This is a genomic window from Undibacterium umbellatum (assembly GCF_014284125.1).
Lineage (GTDB): Bacteria > Pseudomonadota > Gammaproteobacteria > Burkholderiales > Burkholderiaceae_D > Undibacterium > Undibacterium umbellatum.
Map to the genome: position 1 here is coordinate 41,084 of NZ_JACOFX010000006.1, position 18,441 is coordinate 59,524.

General features: G+C 50.9%; 10 protein-coding genes. 3 read left to right on the forward strand and 7 right to left on the reverse strand.

Annotated elements, in window-relative coordinates:
- Window positions 1–17 precede the first annotated feature (17 nt).
- Window positions 18–941, reverse strand: a complete 924-nt coding sequence (locus H8L47_RS13400) for an alpha/beta hydrolase family protein (protein WP_186954111.1) — start codon at window positions 939–941, stop codon at window positions 18–20.
- Window positions 942–1,118: 177 nt separating this feature from the next.
- Between H8L47_RS13400 and H8L47_RS13405 the strand changes: the two genes are divergently transcribed.
- The 3 genes from H8L47_RS13405 to H8L47_RS13415 all read left to right on the forward strand — a co-directional run bounded on the left by H8L47_RS13405 (window position 1,119) and on the right by H8L47_RS13415 (window position 7,841).
- Window positions 1,119–1,709, forward strand: coding sequence for a TetR/AcrR family transcriptional regulator (locus H8L47_RS13405; RefSeq protein ID WP_186954112.1), 591 nt, complete (start codon window positions 1,119–1,121; stop codon window positions 1,707–1,709).
- A gap of 782 nt (window positions 1,710–2,491) precedes the next feature.
- Window positions 2,492–4,111, forward strand: a complete 1,620-nt coding sequence (locus H8L47_RS13410) for a hybrid sensor histidine kinase/response regulator (protein WP_186954113.1) — start codon at window positions 2,492–2,494, stop codon at window positions 4,109–4,111.
- Window positions 4,112–4,166: 55 nt separating this feature from the next.
- Window positions 4,167–7,841 carry a response regulator gene (locus H8L47_RS13415; protein ID WP_186954114.1) on the forward strand — a complete coding sequence of 1,225 codons (3,675 nt, stop codon included), beginning with the start codon at window positions 4,167–4,169 and terminating at the stop codon, window positions 7,839–7,841.
- A gap of 229 nt (window positions 7,842–8,070) precedes the next feature.
- Here H8L47_RS13415 and H8L47_RS13420 read toward each other — a convergent pair whose 3' ends face one another.
- From H8L47_RS13420 to H8L47_RS13445, 6 genes are read right to left on the reverse strand one after another with little or no spacing between them, the layout of a single operon-like run.
- Window positions 8,071–8,859, reverse strand: coding sequence for a YfaP family protein (locus H8L47_RS13420; protein WP_186954115.1), 789 nt, complete (start codon window positions 8,857–8,859; stop codon window positions 8,071–8,073).
- 17 nt (window positions 8,860–8,876) lie between these two features.
- Complete coding sequence (locus tag H8L47_RS13425) at window positions 8,877–9,656, reverse strand: YfaP family protein (RefSeq protein ID WP_186954116.1); 780 nt, start codon at window positions 9,654–9,656, stop codon at window positions 8,877–8,879.
- Complete coding sequence (locus tag H8L47_RS13430; RefSeq protein WP_186954117.1) at window positions 9,653–11,419, reverse strand: DUF2300 domain-containing protein; 1,767 nt, start codon at window positions 11,417–11,419, stop codon at window positions 9,653–9,655. The genes H8L47_RS13425 and H8L47_RS13430 overlap by 4 nt, the downstream gene beginning before the upstream one ends.
- Window positions 11,397–16,058, reverse strand: coding sequence for an alpha-2-macroglobulin family protein (locus H8L47_RS13435; RefSeq protein WP_186954118.1), 4,662 nt, complete (start codon window positions 16,056–16,058; stop codon window positions 11,397–11,399). The genes H8L47_RS13430 and H8L47_RS13435 overlap by 23 nt, the downstream gene beginning before the upstream one ends.
- 9 nt (window positions 16,059–16,067) lie before the next feature.
- Window positions 16,068–16,793 carry a DUF1175 family protein gene (locus H8L47_RS13440; RefSeq protein ID WP_230413731.1) on the reverse strand — a complete coding sequence of 242 codons (726 nt, stop codon included), beginning with the start codon at window positions 16,791–16,793 and terminating at the stop codon, window positions 16,068–16,070.
- Window positions 16,790–18,382: a DUF2138 family protein gene (locus H8L47_RS13445; protein WP_186954119.1), complete on the reverse strand. Its 1,593-nt coding sequence runs from the start codon at window positions 18,380–18,382 to the stop codon at window positions 16,790–16,792. The genes H8L47_RS13440 and H8L47_RS13445 overlap by 4 nt, the downstream gene beginning before the upstream one ends.
- Between the last annotated feature and the right edge of the window lie 59 nt (window positions 18,383–18,441).

The window sequence follows — 18,441 nt, forward strand, 5'->3', positions numbered from 1 at the left end:
ATGCGGATCTATTCTGGTCAGGCTTTGCATTCTTGGTCATGTTGCATTTTTTGTGTCAGCCAGGTCGTCACCATTGGCCAAAGCAGCAACTCACTTTGTCGCTTAAAAAAACCAAAATGACCGATTTTCTTTAGACCCAATTTGCTTACTTCGATCAAACGGAAATCTGCTGGCTGTACAAGGTAAGCATCGTGCAGCAAACGAACACCATTTTCCAATAGTAATTCGTCGTCATTGAAGGCCAATCCCAAAACAGGATAAGCCGCAGTGGCATAGGCTTCGCGAGCGCCTGGCTCGCCCGTCAACAAATATTCCGGTGTTAAACACCAGCGCCGCCATTGCAAAATCGCGCCGCTAGGCACGTCGCCAATCACTCCAATCCGCGCTCCTGGGAAAAATCCAAACAAGCGGCAAAGTATCGGGGCCAACACATACCATAGCAAAGGCGCTCGCCGCCTCGTATTTGGTGTGTTGTGGCGCATTGCGCCGCTGCCAGAAGCCACAGTGATCAGCCCGCTCAAACGCTGACGTGACGGCAGTAGTGGCGCGACTTGGCCGCCGAAGCTATGGCCAATAGCAAAAAGAGGTAGCGTAGGATCATAGTCGCCTGCTGCACAGAGCACGGCGTCATAATCTTTTTCTATCCATTCACTCAAGTCAGTTTTCACGTGGCGCATTGAACCTTGTAGCGATGCACCGATGCCACGATAGTCAAACGTCCAGACCCGGAATCCTTGTTGCGCCAAAAAACCCGCAAATGAAGTATAAAACACTTGCGCTACAGCCATCGCTGGTGCAATCACAACCACGCCACGCACTGGCCCGGTAGGGTCGTACCTGTGGGTGACAAGTACTTGGCCGTCCCTGGCGACGACTTGCTGGCGGGTGCCGTTTACTGTTTCAATCATTGCAGCAGGACTAAATGGAGCTTGGTTTTGCATGGATTTGCACCGGAAAGTATCATAAAAAAATTGGCAGCTCGACCTTGCGCCATACCAGCCACGACAAACATGGCATAAAATTGACAACAAGGTTTTTACCAAATAAAACCGAAACGTCGGCGCAAGCTACATTAGAATAGTATTCTAGAATACTATTCTGTGCAACTCTATTTATACATGGCTACTTCTAAAATAAACCGCAAACAAGAAATCCTCGATGCTGCCTTACATTGCTTTAATCAACACGGCTATGCTGCCAGTACTATAGAGATGATTAGAGAGCTAAGTGGCGCCAGTGTAGGCAGTGTGTATCACCATTTTGGCAACAAAGAGAGTATCGGCGCGGAGCTGTATCAGCTAGCAATGAATGACTACCATGCCATTTTGCAAAATTTGTTGGAACAAGCGCAAAGCGCAGAAGAGGGGGTTAAGGCCGTAACTTGCTCCTACGTGGACTGGGTAGCGAACAATCCTGAAATGGCACGGTTTGTCTTGTATAGCCGCGGTCAATTGGTCAAGAGTGGCGCGGCTGATGCCCTTCAGCAGCAAACTCAATCGCATCTTCTTTTAATTCGTGATTGGTTTAAGCCCCACATTAGCAGCGGCCAGATCAAGCGTCTGCCTTCTGAATGTTATGCCTCGCTGGTACTGGGAGCCGCTCATGATTACGCTCGACTCTGGCTCTCAGGCCGAACACGCACTGATATCAAAGAGTTTCGCGATATTTTTGCGGATGCAGCATGGTTGGCGTTGCGACCTGGAAATTGAGGAAGTCGGCCTTTAAGCACATCAAGCACACTACACTGATCAGATTTGCAACAGGAAATTTTCGGGTGTAAGAAATTTTTTTGAAGAAAAGAGTTTATTTTGCAAACCTGATTGCAATGCTAATCGAATACGGACTAGGAAATCACATCACCTACATCAGAGTCAACACTCACATTGATAGCAATATCGCCAGCGATAGTCTTACTACTATTGTTTGGCTTCAATTTGAGATAACGACAAAATTATTAAAAATAGTAACGGTGGAGGATGAACAGAAAAGACTCAGACTGTGTAAAAACGCTGAGTTTTTTTCTCAATAAAAATCGACCTTTCAAAAAACTCGCTATCAGATTTATTCGATATCGGAAAGGGTGAACCTATCCAAGATTTTTTGTGAATTTTACGTTTGGCACAGCCTGGACTGAAAGTGGACGGTCATCGATTCACCGCCCAGTCTGAGGCGGCGATATGCCATTCCGGGAAAAATTGCGCCTTCTGATCAATAACGCGACTGAGCCGAAAATTCCACGTAAAAGCAGTTACGTTGCCATCAACATGGTCTTCAAGTTGTATAGAAGTCATTTTCCTGAAAATTCAGTAAAAAATCCTTTCCTGCGTAAAACGAGATTCTTGCTTATTGAGAAACGGAGAAAATTCAATACATATGCCATTTTACTGATAAATCATGTTTGTCAGATACACCAGAGTGGAGGATACTTTAGTCAGCACTATCAAATGGACAAGACACAATATTACGTAGCCGAACACAAAAGGACGCGTGAATGAAACAGGACATTACATTTTTGGTGGTGGACGACATGGAGGGTATGCGACGCATACTTATCAATAGCCTCAACCAATTAGGCATACGCAAGATAATTACTGCAGCCAATGGAAGCGAAGCTTGGCGTATCTTGCAGGTACAGGCGATCGATGTACTGATTTCTGATTTGAATATGCCAGTCATGACAGGCATAGACCTTTTGCGAAAAGTGCGCAGCACGCCAAAACTGGCAGACATGCCTGTGTTGATTATGACCGCTGAAACAGAGCGCTTTCAGGTGCAGGCGGCACTTGAGGCGGGAGTATCTGAATATATCATTAAACCTTTCAACGTAGCGGCACTGGAAGCCAAGCTCGATCGTGTCATCAAGCAGCCACGACCGACTTCGTTGGAACAAAGGAAAGTCGTTCCTGCAGTCTTGCCGCCGACGGGGCAATTGGTGCCCAAAACAGCAGAGATTTCATTAGCACATTCCGCAAATGCTGCCACCAAGCCCATTATTTTGGTAGTTGACGACATACCAGACAATCTTGATATCCTCGTTGACTTGTTGAGTGACGAGTATCAGGTAAAGGTTGCCAATAGTGGCGTGCGAGCGCTGAAAATACTGGCATCAGGCAAGATACCTGATCTGATCTTGTTGGACGTGATGATGCCTGAACTAGATGGTTTTGAGGTTTGCCGCCAGATCAGACTTAATCCGTCCACAGCAGATATTCCTGTCATGTTTCTGACGGCAATGAACGAAACGGTGGATGTTACTAGAGGTTTTTCTGTAGGCGCACTGGACTTTATTTCGAAGCCGGCAGATCCACCTATCTTGCGAGCAAGGATAGCGACGCAGTTACGTCTGCGGAACACGTTTGAAGATTTACGGCAAAGTCGTCTGGCCTTGAAAGAACAAAACGCGCTGTTAGAAGAAAATCTTCGGCTCCGTGACGAGTTTGAGCGCATTGCGCAACATGATCTCAAGAATCCCATAGCAGGCATCATCAATTTTTCTTCCAATCTGCTAAGCGAAACACAGTTAGCAGACGAGCACAAAGAAATTATCGAGTATATAGAGCAGTCTGCCTACAATGTCTTGAAAATGGTCAATCTCTCGCTGGATCTTTACAAGATGGAGCAGGGTAGTTATATCTATCACCCTAGTAAAGTGGATTTAGGCAAGCTGTTGCAGCGCATACTCAATGAAGTCATTTCCGAGTTGAATGCCCGTGAAATTAGTGTTCAATTCAGCTCCCACTGCGAAGCAACTCCTGCGCCGATAGATTTGTATATCGCCGGCGATGAAATATTGTCGTATTCCATGTTTAGTAACTTACTGAGAAATGCGATGGAAGCCGCAAGAGCGCATACAGTCATCCAAATTGAACTGGAATCTACCGATGATTGGGTCACGATAATCATGACCAATGATGGCGCAGTACCAGAAGGGATACGTGAGACTTTTTTTGAGAAGTTCAGCACCTCGGGCAAGGAGAGTGGAACTGGTCTGGGCACTTTTTCTGCACAATTGATTACCCAAACTCAGGGCGGAAAAATCAGAATGGCGACGTCTGATGAGTCCAACACGACAACGCTGACGGTTCGTTTGCCTAAAGCAAGCATAGCTTGAGTTGGCAAGTTGAGGCATTTGAGAAAAATGCCCTTACATCTTAAAGGAGGTAGGCATGCCTGTAGGCGAACTCGAAATGCTTGCACATATCATTGTCATGCTGGCGGGCCTTGCCAGTCTTGCTTGGGGCTGGTTAGGTTGGCGACTAAATATCTCTCGCGTATCTGCAATTAACTTCAGCCTGGCGAATATCATGCTGTTGGCGGGCAATCTGGCGGCTTTGTCGCTGCGTTCGGATCGTAGCGTTGTGGAATTTTATCAATCTTTTAATCTTGCTGACGTGATGTTTCTGGGGGCAGCGGTGCTGTTTCGTGTTGGACTTCGGGGACTGTATGACTTACCCCCCCCTGGCGTGCGGGACTATGCAGTGATAGGTGTCGTTGCGATTGTAGCATTTGGTATATATATGCTTGGTATGCCAAATGTGGCAGGTGTATTGGTTTTGTTGGCGACATCAATGGTGGTTATGCAAGTGTTGTACGACACTGATCAAAAAATGCGTGCACGCTCCGGCACGACAAGGCGATTGCTCTTGCTTTGGCCCATAGCGGCCGCCGCAGGCCTGCTGTTATGGCGTGCATTCGATGATGTGCAGGCTATCTTCAATGCGCATGGCGACATGAGTGCAACGTTCAGGGGCAAATATTTCCATCTCTATTTATGGTTGGCACTGTTAATCACGATGGTTATTAATGCCACCTTGATTGGCCTCACCATCAACATGCTGGTCAGGAAATTGCATGCACAAAACAACAGCTTGCAAAATATCCTTGATACTGCTCCCGTAGGTGTGGCGGTTAGCATTGACGGCATCGTGCGCTTTGCCAATCCGCGTGTAACTGAGTTGCTTGATATGAAGGTTGGAGACCCATCTGCGCAGTCGCTGGTGTTGCCAGAAGACCGTGACAGGATAGATAAGGAGATGCTAGCCCAGGGAATGATCAGCAACATGGAACTGCAAATGTATTGCCCGCACCGCACAGTGCGCGATTTGCTCGTGACCTACTTGCCGACAGACTTTGCAGATCAACCTGGCATTCTGGCATGGCTGGTCGACATCACTGATCAAAAAAAGGCTAACCGCGATATCCGTCAGACTAATGATGAGCAAACCGCTATTTTTGAATCAGCTACGCTGGGCATAGCATTCATCAAGGATAATATCATAACCAGGGCCAACCATAAACTTGAACAACTATTTGGCTGGGAGGCAGGCCAGATGTTAGGGCTGTCGCCAGCAATCTGGTCAAATCAGGGTGTAGCGGCGGAGGATGGTCCTTATCAAGACTTGTTGCGTGGCGAGATTCATCACAGTACCCAAAGATTGACGCGGAAGGATGGCAGCTCATTCTGGTGCAGGTTGGGTGGTAGCGCTATTGACAGTAAAGATTTGTCGCGAGGCTCGGTCTGGCTGTTTGACGATGTTTCGCAAGAACGTGAAGCAGCAGAACTGATGCGCAAAGCCAAGGACATGGCAGAAGACGCGACACGCATGAAATCAGATTTCCTGGCAAACATGAGTCATGAAATCCGTACCCCAATGAATGCCATTATAGGCATGACCCATCTCGCACTGAAAACTGAGCTTAACTCCAAGCAACGCAATTACATCAGCAAAGTCGATGCGGCAGCGCGCAATTTGATGGTCATCATCAACGACATTCTCGATTTTTCCAAGATAGAAGCAGGCAAGCTGCAATTTGAAATGCGCGATTTTCGCCTCGAGGATGTGCTTGATAACCTGGCAGATTTAACCGTCATCAAAGCCCAGGAAAAAGGACTGGAACTCTTGTTCGATGTGGCTGCCGACGTACCAACGTCCCTAGTTGGTGATGACTTGCGCTTGGGCCAAGTTTTGCTCAATCTGGTTGGCAACGCTATCAAGTTCACAGATCAAGGCGAGATTACAGTACGCATTCAATTGCAGGAAGCCCAAGAACAGAATTTTTCAGATCAAGTAGTCCTTTGCTTTGAAATCATTGATACAGGTGTTGGGCTCAGTCAAGAACAATGCGCCAGGCTTTTCGACGCATTCTCGCAAGCAGATGCCTCCACAACCCGCAAATATGGTGGAACCGGACTGGGTCTTACCATCAGTAGACGCCTGGTCGAATTGATGAAAGGTCAGATTGGTGTAAGTAGCCAGTTGGGTGCAGGCAGCTGTTTTTACTTCACCGCCAGTTTTGGTCGATATGCGCAACAGAAAGTTTTACCAACAGCGGTCCATGACTCGCATGACCTGCGCGTCCTGTTGGTGGACGACAATGCTCGCGCCCGTGAAATCTTGCTGGCAATACTGAAGTCGCAGCACTTTTCCGCCACCGCAGTGTCCAGTGGCAGAGCTGCGATAGAGGAACTAAATTACGCAGAAGAGCAATCCCAGCCATATGGTCTGGTGCTAATGGACTGGCTAATGCCTGAGCGCGACGGGCTGTTTACATTAAGGGAAATGCGTGACATACCGGTTTTAGCAAAAATACCTGTTTTCATGATGGCAACAGCTCATAGCATCGATGCCTTGCTGGAAGAAGCGGGGGAAACCAGAATAGATGGTATCTTACAAAAACCAATTAATCCTTCTTCTCTGATTGACGCAATACTGATGTCGCTGGGAAAAGAAATTTTGAACCCTGGACGCAGGCAGCAGCGCCATGCAGCAAGCAACGAAGCTGAAGAAAAAATGCAAGGTGCCTATTTGCTCTTGGTTGAAGATAACAGTGTCAATCAGGAACTAGCAACGGAGCTTTTGCAAAATGCGGGGATAAAAGTTGACATTGCTAATAATGGCCTCGAGGCCATCTCCATGATAGAAATTCACGACTATGATGGTGTCCTTATGGATTGCCAGATGCCGGTCATGGACGGTTTTTCGGCCACTCGTCAAATACGCGGAATGCAGAGGTTTGCGAAGCTGCCCATTATTGCTATGACCGCAAACGCAATGAGCGGTGACAAAGAGCTTTGCCTGGACGCAGGCATGAATGATCATATCGCCAAACCTATCGATGTGAATCAATTGTTTATAACTTTGGCTCGTTGGGTGACCCAAAAAGTATCCGTCCCAGATGTTGGATCGTCTGCTTCTCAGGAAGTGCTGGGGCCTGACATCAAGCTGCCAGTCATTGCTGGATTAAATCTGGACTCAGCCTTGCAACGTCTCGGCGGGAACCATGCGCTACTTTTAAAACTCATACAGCGCTTCGCGGACAATCAAAGAGGCACCATCATCAATATCAGGCAGGCCTTGATGCGCGATGATTTGAGCGAGGCCATACTGGCGACTCATACCATCAAGGGACTTGCGGGGAATATTGGTGCCAGCCAAATACAATCTCTGGCTGCTGAATTGGAAACCGCATTACGAAATGATCAGACAGACAGTTTGACAGTAATCCTGCCGAGCTTTGAGCAAGAGCTTGCCATCCAATTGAAACACATTGAACTAGCTTTGCCTGACAATATAGCGGGTACTATACCTAAAGTAGCAATAGCAGAAACTGTGGATATGGCGGCGCTCGCCATACAGTTACAACAACTCGCAGAGCTGCTTGCTGATGACGATGCGCGTGCAGATAAACTCGCTACTCATATTTTAGGCGAGCTACGCCAGCTTGACCTGGCCAATCAAGCCAATCAGATCAGCAAACATATCAGCAAATATGAATTTGAAGAAGCGCTGGAAAAACTCAAGGAAGCAGCGCAGTTGCTGGGAATCGGTTTGAGGGAATAGTCGTTCTCGATAGAGCAACCGACGGACTTCGGTATACACTTTCACGGTAATTACCTTGAATTCGCTTTAAGTAAAAGTTGCAAGGATAGGTCAATTTACCTGGTCAATATGGAGGGTTTTGTTGCGTTATTTCTCAGAGGGCGCAATTTTTCAGGAATTGCAGATCAACATGTATCTTGCAAGAGTGCAACCAGAAGGAATTGCGGTTTTTTTAATAAAGTCATTCATTTTAAAACATAAACGACTTTACCAAATTCAAATCCCCGATCTTGCGTAGCGGGATGACAAAGCTTTCGCGTTTTTCCTTTGCTGTATTTTCATAAAACACCAGGGTCACGCGGGTGGTGATGATAGGTTGCTTGCGCTGACCTTCATCAAAGTTATATCCGCCTGCACCATAGTTACCCCAGTAGTTGACGAAGACATGGTAGGCACCATGCTTGGGCGCGATGGTGGTGAACATTTCTGGACCTGCTCCATCAACGCTGTCTACATCCAGTCCTCCGCCGCCGTTCAGTATGGGGGCAGCAAAAAAGGCATGCTGGCCATCCGGTGTAATGATGTGCAGGTCAACCTCTGCCTCAGGAGCATCCCACGAACAGATGACGCGTAACTGTGGTGACAGTTGCTGGGTATTGGCTTCGTAATATTGCACGCGTTGCAGGCTCTTGCCGTCTGGTCCCTTGATTTCTATATTGTTGGAACCGCTGCCAAAGGCGTAATGGCGTTCATAGCGGCCGTCAGTGCCGTAATTGAGCACCATGGGGTTGCCATTGACGATGAGGGTGTGTTTCCTTTGTTTGCCCGCCTCAAGGATATGACCTTCAATGAGAGTGCGGTTTTTTTGCGTGCCACGGTCTATCGGAGGCAAGGGATAGGAAGCACGTGTATCACCGGATTTGTCGGTCAGACCGCCATAATTCCAGCCACCACGCGGACTGTTGATGGTGGGTTTGTCTTCAGCACCACAATTGGCGGCAGCGATGAAGAGGGTGCATGCCAGCAGGGACGGTTTCATTATCGTTTGCATGATCATCATGGATAGGTAAAGGATTTAACCAGCGTCAGTTCGCCGGGTTTGCGCAATGGCACCTGAAAGCTTTGCTGTTTTTCTGACAGTGTGCCTTCCTGGCTGATGATGGCAACCCTGGCGATAGTCAGATTTTTTTCATCGCCCCCACTGCCGTAATAATTCACATAGACATGATAGCTACCCTTGGGAGGGGCAGTGTTGGCATAGATTTCCGGTCCATAGCCAGTGGTAACATCGACGTCCAGTGCGCCACCATTTTGTACCACACGGTTACCATAAAACACATGCTGACCATCAGGTGATACAACATGCAAGTCCAGGTCAGTGCCATCGCTGTCCCAGGACAATACCACGCGCAGGCGGGCATTCGGGCGACTGGTGTTGGTGTCAAAAAATTGTACGCGTTTGACTTCACTACCATCGGGGCTACGCACTTCTACATTATTGGAACCTGAGCTGAATGAGTAAGGGCGGGAAAATTCACCACCTTCGCCTATGGATAAGGGCATCGCAGCACCATTGACGATGAGCTTGCCTGGTTTTTTCTTGTTGCTGGTACTGATTCGCCCCTTGATGAGTGCCATTTCATTCTGGCCTTCAGCATTGACTGACACCGCAGGGTAATGCACAGGCTGTTTAAAACCTGCGGCTTCGCCGCCACTATTGCGCCAGCCGCCACGTGGCAGTTCTACGCTGGTGTCTGCCATCGCACAGAAAGGCAAGGCAGCAAGCAGGCTGTTGACCATGCAAACAATAATTCGGTTTGGGTAAAACTTGATCATGTTGATCCTTCTATGAGACGTCGTGCCAGTTTTTCTACATAGTCTTCATTGGCGCCGTTCGGATGAAACCGTAAAGCCAGGTGCAGGTATTCATGGGCGAGAGTGATGCGCTCGTCCAAGCTGCGCCATCCACGTACGTAGATGCGCATGCGCTTTTGGTCTGAATAGGGGTTGCCGCTTGCCAGCGAACAGACTGTAGGTGGTGTGTCCGGGCTTTCAAAGCCGGGCTCCCGACTCAGTACTTTTTGCCATTTGCTGCTGGCCTTGCTTAGCCAGGTCTGTGCTGCTGCCAGCGGCTTGCAATCAGATTTGCCATTGAAGCTGGCGATGCTGGCTTGCGGATAACTGGTGGCTAAAATGCGTTCAAAATTCCAGCCCTGATTTGCCTGCCTGGTTGCTTCCTTTAAAGACATGCGGTTGGCGCCCGCACTGTCGTTGTGATAGCGTACGTTTGCCCCCTGCAGTATCAGGTCATCAGTGAACCAGGCCGCAGCCATGGCCGCATCGGTGGGCGCATTGGCGCTGACGCGTTGACGGGTAGTCGTATCGGCAATGCGCCAGCAGCCGTGATCAAGAGTAGCGTTTTGTACCAGATAGGTACGCGCCGCAATCGCCAGGCTGCGGGCGGTGTGTATATTGCTGGCATCGCCTTCACGGTCTATCACGCGCGCGACGTAATCATTGACGGCGAAACGGCCGGTGACTTGCGGTGCCATGCCTGGAGAGCGTTGCAACATCAGGCTGCCATTGCTATTGATGTCCAGGCTATTGCCGTTGGCGAATTGCAGTTTGTATTTGCCAGACAGTGTTCCAGCACGCGCTGGAGCACTTGCTGCGGATGTAGACAATACTTCGCGCAATGGATAACGCGCAAAAAAATCCACATCCACGCAATGCGCTTCGTCACCGACGTTGTCCATATGATTGATGCCTGCCCAGCGCGGTGCAGGCAGGGTAGTTGCCAGCGCACTGGCCCAGGTCGTGAGAGTAGACCGGCTGGAGCCACGGGCTCCAAACCAGAATGGCGTGCCATCGGCCAGCCAGCCGGCTGCACCACCAAAGGCACTGTTGTCGGGTAAATGCCAGGAATAGGTTTTGTAGCGTATGCCTGTACCCAGTTGCGCCCAGGCTTCGCGGCCATAGCCCTGTACAGCGGTTTCCAGCAAGGCTGTGCGGGCAGCGGCGCGGGCTTGCGGGGAAAATTTGTTCAGGGTTTCCAATAGTTCTTTTACGCTTATCTGGGTATCTGGCTGTAATTGTGCTGTGCGTTGCAGCCAACTGGCATCGCTGCGGCTTTGCCAGTAGCTTTTCCATGCCTTGTCGTTGACACCCAGGCGCGCTGGCGAAAAATACGGGGCGCAGGAGCGTGCCAGGGCAGAGTCGCGTTCTACCTGTTCACCTGGTTCACAACAATACAAGTCTTCATTTTTTTCCTGTTTTTCACGAAAGTTCTCTCGCAAATCTTTTTTGTTTGTGCAGGTATATGCGGCTTCCTGAATGTGATTGTCTTGCAGGTATGCATAGACAAATAACTTCCACAAACTACCGAGGGGTATCTTTTGTTCTGTGAATTTGCTGTCTTGAGAATTTAGAGAGCGCACTTCCACCTGGCCGTCACGCAGCCAGGCGACTGTTGCTGTACTGGCTGCATCTGCTGCATAAGCAACTTGCGCAGATCCAGCCAGCGCGACTACGGTCGCGCTGGCAAGCATGATGGTGCTGATCGCTTTACGGGCAGGATCAGCGGATTTCCATAAACGCACGTGACTTGTCCTCAAAGGCTTTTTGCTCTGGCTGATACATGCGGTAGTAGCGAACAGGCGGCAGGGCGAACTTGCCGGTTTGCGCCGCACGCACCAGATGACGTATCACGACCTGGCCATCGAGTGCATCCACTGGCACGGCATAGCCGCGTGGAGTTTGTTCATAGCGTGCACGTTCCATGGCTTCCATATCTTTGCCGCCTGGATAACGCAGGCTGATACCCCAAGTGGAGCGGTCAGCTGAGGTACCAGGTGGCAAAGGTACTTCAACAATGCCAAAGTTCAGTTCAGGGCCGGATGTGCGGGTGAGTACCACTTCATCGAGATAGACTTCATCTGTCTTCAGTGCAGCACCGTCACCCAATAATTCCAGCTTGAAACCTGCTTTACCTGCAACTGGCTGCACAGGTGCACCTGTGGCTGGATTGACAGCAGGTTTGCTGGCACTGCTTGGCGTTGGTAGTGCTTCTGGTACCAGACGGTAAATGCGGCGCTCCACTTTCACAGGTAAACTGGATTTTTCCGGTTCACGGCTGTCAAACTGGGCAATCGCCATCATGCCAGCACTTGGCGTCGATGCCATTTTGATGACCGTTGGTGTTGGCGTTGCGGCGGTAGTATTCCAGCGGTACACGCTTTGACCTGTGATGGTTTCGCGCGCTTGCCAGCCAGCTTCCAGTTCGACCTTGGCCATGTTATTGCGCAGCAGGGGATCATTAGTACCTGATTTTCCACCCATGGCGCGATAAGTCCACAACAGACTCAATGCGCGATCAATAGTTGGCGATTCTGACCTGACACGTTCCAGTACGGCAGCAGCATCACTGGCCGGGCGTTTACCTGTCAGTATCAGCAAGGCTTCACCCAAAGGCAGGTCCGCCTGGTGCACGCGGACTGCAGCTTCTGGCAGGGCTGCTGTCGTAACACTAGTCAGATTTCCTTTGCTTTGCTGAACTACGTAGGCCGCCAGCAAAGTGCTCATGGCATGTTGAACATCGTCATCCTTATTGGCAAAGATCATGCTGTTCATGCCTGAGCGTGGAGTGATCACGACAGGTTTTGCAAATGCCCCTTTGGCACCGAGTTCTTCACTCAGGGCTTCTGCCATGGAGCGTATCGGCAAACCCATGTCCTGCATCCAGTAAAGCATCAGGGCGCGTTGCCAGTGTGATTGCTTGACACCATCCTTGCGGTAGACATCATTGAGCTTGTCAAAGTGGCCTTCTGGTAGTGACAGTTTCAAGGCGCGACTGGCATGCCAATCTGCATAGTAGGCATAGGTGGTCAGCAGGGCATCGCCATCTTTTTCTGGCACACTCCACCAGCCAAAAGTCGCATTTGGCCCGGCCATTTGCGCCAGACGGAAGCGGTAGCTATACAGCCTTTGCGTGAGTTGTGCTGTCAGTCTCTCTTCACTAGGCAAGGTTGATTGCAAGGCCAGGCTGTAAGGGATGAGGCGGCTGGAAGTTTGCTCAACACAACCATATGGATAGTCGATCAAATCATCCATCAAACGGCGGAACTGCGTGCTGGCACTGTCAGCAAATTGCAATTGCAGGTTGCTGGCATCAGGTGGCAGTTTCAAGACTGTTTCCTTACCAGTCACGGGCACACTGACCGAGCGCTGGCTGAGCCAGTGCACAGGGATGATCTTCAGTGGCACATTCAGCGCGTCGACAGTTTTGCCGCCTACGGCCAGGGACAGGTCTATCTTGTTGTCGAGACCATTGGCTTTCAAAGGTACGGAGATAAAATTCGCTCCCGGTTTCAGCTTCAGGCTTTCTTGCTTGTTGACGCCGGAGCCAGTGATGTTCAGGCTGGCACTGGCATCCTGGTTGCCTTGATTAAAGATGGCAACGCTGGCATTCGGTGCATCCTGCACACGCATCCAGTTCGGGCTGGTCCATTTTACATAGAAGTCTTTATCTGAACGCACGTAAGCGATGTTCTGGCCTACATTGCCGCCCGCTTCCGTCGCACGCACGGTAATGCGCCAGCGTGTCAGGGAGTCTGGCATGGTGAAAGTCAGGCGGGCGCGGCCTGCGGCGTCCGTCGTGACATTCGGTTGCCACAGAGCGGTGTCCTTGTCTTCACGGCGTGGTCTTTCCAATACCTTGATGGCACGTTCATGGGTTTGCCCGTTGGCAGGCAAAGCCAGCTTGGATGGCGGCACTGCCAGGTCATAGGCGATAAAACTCAGGCTGGCAGAGGTGCGTACATTATTGCGGCGCGGGTGATAGAAAAAATCAGAAATGTCTGGTGCAATTTCAGGCTGCAGCACATAGATCATTTCATCGACCACACCCACGGTCAACTGGCTGCCCGCGGCTGGCTTGCCGTCGACCATGGCTGTCAGGTCCAGGGTGACTTTGTCGCCTGGTGCGTAGACGGCCTTGTCGGCTTTGACGGCGACGTTGATGCGCGGCTGTTCTACTTTTAAACCCAGGTTCTGGAAAACATAATCAGCACCTTTGACATACACCACAGATAGGGTGATGTTGGGGCCGTACGTATCTTGCACAGGGATTTCAACTTTCCACTGCATCGGTGACAAACGTTTAGCGCTAAGCCAGCCACTGGCATTGCTCATCAGGGCGGTTTTTTCTACCTTGTCACGTTCCAGTGTAAATAGCGCCTGATCGACTTGCTGTGGGAAGGTGATCAGCGCACTGGCAGTTTCACCTGGCTTGTAGCTGGTCTTGTCGAACACCATTTCTATAGAACCTTGCGGCGCACTGACGCCAGCACCGCTGACATAATGCGACGTCGCACCCAGAATATTGCCTGCTGCATCACGCACAGACAGGGTATAGGTGCCAGGTTCAGCAAAGGCCAATGTTAACTTGCTGGCGTTGGCGAGCTTGCCGTTGGATTTTTTCTGGTTTTCCAGTCTTACCCAGTCCCATGTTGCCGGGGCACTGACTGTGCTGACGGTATTGCCAGGTACGGGCAGGGCAGTCAGGGCAAAGTTCATGTTTTCGCCTACGGCAGAGAAGGCGCGTTCTGCCTTCAGGCTAAAAGTGCCAGCGCTGCGTTCTACCAGTATCTCTTTGGTAGAACGTACGCGGTACGCAGCGCCATCTGTTGCCAGTACCGACAAAATATAGCGGCTGGGTTCAGTCGCAGCAGGCAGCTTGAAATCCACAAAACCACTGCTATCGGTCGTAAACGTCGTCGTGCTCATCTGTACCGGGAACTGGCCAGCGTAGCCCAGATCACCTTCAACGATGGTCAGGCGCTGGGCGCGTACTGTCAGGTCTGCCTTGGCATTGACCACTGGTTTGCCATCGGGGTACACCAGTTGCAACTTGCCCTTTATTTCTTCATTGGTTTTGTAATCCTTCTTGCCAGGGAAAACATTGATTTCAAAATGCGGCTTTTGATACTCAGCCACACGGAAAGCAGCGCCATAGCTATTGCCCTTGTAGCTGAAACGCAATTCATAACCACCAGCGACGGCATTGTCGGGCAACTGGAATACCGTATCCCCACCAGACTGCGGTGTCATTTGCAGGGTCTGTGCTGCCACCGGGAAACCATTTGCATCAAATACCTGCAACTTCAATTCACCTGCGGTGATGGCAGTGGATTCGCGGGCTGATACAAAGGTACGGCCGAGGAATTTCACGTACACGGTTTCACCAGGACGGTACAAGGGACGATCAGTCACTGCATACAGTTTGGTGTTATAGATTTCACTATCGTAATAATAATTTTCAGCGACAAACACGCCGCCTTTGCTGTCTTCACCATAGACATAAGTCTTTTCAGGTGCATCACGTTCAAAATTGACGATACCGCTGGCATCTGTCGCACCTGTACTCAGGATGCCTGCGCCATCAGTCCATACTGTCTTGGCATCAGACACTGGCTGGCTAGTGCGGCGGTCAGCCACCCAGACCAGCATTTGTTTACTGGATACCTTGGTCACAGCGATAGAGTCAGAGATAAATACTAAAGTCACAGCGCGATAGCTGCCCACCATGGCTTCCACCAGATACAGGCCAGGTTCTTTTTTACCCAACGGTATCAGCACATTACCTTTTGGTGACACGATGAATTCACTGCTGCTACCGTCGAGTTTGACGCCTTTGGGCGGTTGTATCGCTTGGGCGATATGCACAGGGTAGCGGAAGCTATCGACCAGGGTATGAGCCTTCAGCGGCTGGTACAGCGGGTTCATTTGCTGTGGTGTCGGCGCTTTTACCAGCGGGTGCAGGCGTACTTCAGGTACTTGCGAAGTCACGGCTTTCCTGGCGTCGGATGAAAACAGCTTGCGCCACATACGGCGTGAAGCATCCCACCAGTTATCCCAGGTACGCGCCAGCGCATCAGATATGCCTTTACCCTTGTAATTGCCTTTGGCATCTATGCGGTGCAAATTCTTTTGCGCCTTCAAGAATTCCAGCGGGTCTTTGACTTTATAGACATACACGTCAACACCGCCGAGTTCAGAAATCTGCCCCATGTCCTGGGCTTCCAGTCGCACCATGGCATTGTCGCCAGAGCCATAGGCTGCGTCACTGAGCAGGAAGAAGGACGAGCCGCCATCCTGTGCCAGCGCAGGCATGAATAGCAACATCGCGCACAGCGCTGTCAGTAAAGTGAAATAACGGGATTGTTTGAGTTTGGCTTTCATTGGGCGCTTTCAGGCGGACAAGAAATTGAGGCGATACACGCCAGCAAAATTGGGATTATCTTGAGTAGGGTGCCAGCGCGTATCGCGCCATGCTTGCAAGTCGCGCAGCTTGACGGCGCGCAGACCATTGTCACTAGGCGTGACTGTGCCAGTGTGATAGGCGATGTAAGAATTCATCCACACCATCAGATGCTGGGCATCGCCCTGGTCATAGAATAGCAAATCGCCAGGTGCTGCCAGGTTGCAGTCCTTGCCGCGAAACCGTGCATTCTCTTGCACCATTTCTATAGCGCTGACATAGGCCGAGACCGTACCGTCAGCCAGCCGCCATTGATGGCGCACTGATTGCGTATTTTGATCAAGGGCTATCTCTGGCGGCAGGGCAGTGCCCAGCATGCCATTTGCCCGCTTCCATTTTTCATCATGCTCTCGCAGGGATTCGGCCACCGCAAAACGCACCAGACCTACACAGTCACGTTGTTGCCAGCGTGGTGTCGGTCCGGCAGTCAATTGGGCGGCAATGATGCGTGTCATCCAGGCGCGGCAACTGCGCGACTGGGCTGGCGTCAATGTAGGTGCAGCGACGGCTGGCGAGGAAGTTGCCCCAACTTTGCCAGAATTTACAGCGGGCAACGGCACCGTTGGTGACGTGACTTTGTTAGCCAGCGCCAGCCTGTGCCAGCCGAGCATGGCGCTGGAGGCAAGCATGCCGCTTAGTACGTGCCGGCGTTTCAATTGGATTTCTCCTTGCTGATCCATTCAACTTTTTGCCAGGCTTTGCCACTGGCCTGGGTCTTGCTCAGTTCTAGACGGATTGGCGGGTAAGTCGCCAGGGCTTTCATGCGGGCAGGCAGATGTGTCTTTGCAGCTTCCAGGAAATTGGCATCTTCTGGTTTTGCCAGTGCAGCATAAATTTCGCGCTGTGCCATTTCTGACAAAGGGCGTGGTGTGATCAGGCCCAGGGTGCTTTGCGCGCCAGATGTCTGGTCAGCCACGCTGGGGTTGCTGCGGGCGATGGTATCCACCACTTTTTCAACCAGGCTGCCATCTGGAGAAAATACGACAAAGTCGCCACTGGCTGCCAACGTAGCCATGCTTTTGGTATTGCGCCACAATTTCTGGTCAGACTTGGCCTTGGTGGTACCCTTGCCTGGTGCTGCCTGTTCACCGCTGGCTATGGCCCAGGTCGCCATGGCTTGCAAGGTGGCGTCGCGATTGGCAGTGTTCAGTGGCAGTTTGGTGATAAACACCGGGGAATACAAATTCGATTCGCGGTACCAGCACGCGAGGCCAGGGCCAGATAGCGGTGCCAATGCCTGATCTGGCAGCTTGGGCTTGGCATCAGCTTCTTTCAATACGGTATTGACCATGCTCCAGTCAATTGGCACGACTATGCAAGCGCTGGGGTTGGCCGGTGCGGCAGTCCACAGGGCTGGATCAAGTAACTGTGCTGAAGTCGTCTTTTTTGCATCCAGCCAGACCGAGGTTGACCAGTTGCCACCAAAGTCAAAGCGCATACCTTTGAAGCCGGATACAAAAGCGCCGTAACCCAGGGCCATGGTCGGTGCACCGATCGCCATAGTATGTTTTGCCGTGCCGGCAGCCTGAGCTGGTGCAGGGGCGATATTGTCGAGATCAAATTGCAGCGACAGTGCACCATCATGTTCCAGCCACTTGGCAACAGCCGCACGCGCTTCCGACACGATGCCATTGCTGTCGTCGAACAAAAGACCCGGGTCAGACAGCACCACCAGGCGATCACCCTGACTGATCAGCAACAAGGTGCGGCGTGGATTCACTTCCATTGCCATGATCTGGGCTTTGCCATTACTGGTGCTGATGTCGCCTGCCAGTTTCAACTGGCCATCTTTCATAGCGACCTTGGCGGCTTCCTGCAGGGCTTTATTGAACAGGCCCATGCGCATGACAACAGCATAGTGACGCAAGGCACCTTTGCCATCGCGCCAGAAGGCTACTTCTGCAGGTTCATTGAAAATGCTGGCATACAGCTTGTCTTGCCAATCCAGATCATGCTCGTAGGCAATACGTTTGACTGTACCGTTCAAACCCAGACGGTCTTCATTTTGCTCGTAGTAAAAGGCCAGGTCTTCAGTCAATACATCTTTTGCGATAGGCACTTGCAGCAAATCACGTGGCAGTCTGGATAAGCTGGTGGTGCGTATCAAGGCATCCGGTTGTGAGATATCCACCATGAGGCGGGTGCCAACATAGTGATAATCCTTCCAGTGTTTGCTCAACTGGTAGGCAACAGCAGCGGCGGCAACTGTAATAACAGTGCCGGTGACGATCCAAATACGACGCATGAATTCTCCCTCAGGGGTCTGGCTTTTTTATTGCACGGATACTATCCAAAGCAAGCCCG

Bases quoted from the DNA above. Each gene is read 5' to 3' on its own strand.
- H8L47_RS13400 (WP_186954111.1), bottom strand. From the start codon at position 941: ATGCAAAACCAAGCTCCATTTAGTCCTGCTGCAATGATTGAAACAGTA.
- H8L47_RS13405 (WP_186954112.1), top strand. From the start codon at position 1,119: ATGGCTACTTCTAAAATAAACCGCAAACAAGAAATCCTCGATGCTGCC.
- H8L47_RS13410 (WP_186954113.1), top strand. From the start codon at position 2,492: ATGAAACAGGACATTACATTTTTGGTGGTGGACGACATGGAGGGTATG.
- H8L47_RS13415 (WP_186954114.1), top strand. From the start codon at position 4,167: ATGCCTGTAGGCGAACTCGAAATGCTTGCACATATCATTGTCATGCTG.
- H8L47_RS13420 (WP_186954115.1), bottom strand. From the start codon at position 8,859: ATGAAACCGTCCCTGCTGGCATGCACCCTCTTCATCGCTGCCGCCAAT.
- H8L47_RS13425 (WP_186954116.1), bottom strand. From the start codon at position 9,656: ATGATCAAGTTTTACCCAAACCGAATTATTGTTTGCATGGTCAACAGC.
- H8L47_RS13435 (WP_186954118.1), bottom strand. From the start codon at position 16,058: ATGAAAGCCAAACTCAAACAATCCCGTTATTTCACTTTACTGACAGCG.
- H8L47_RS13445 (WP_186954119.1), bottom strand. From the start codon at position 18,382: ATGCGTCGTATTTGGATCGTCACCGGCACTGTTATTACAGTTGCCGCC.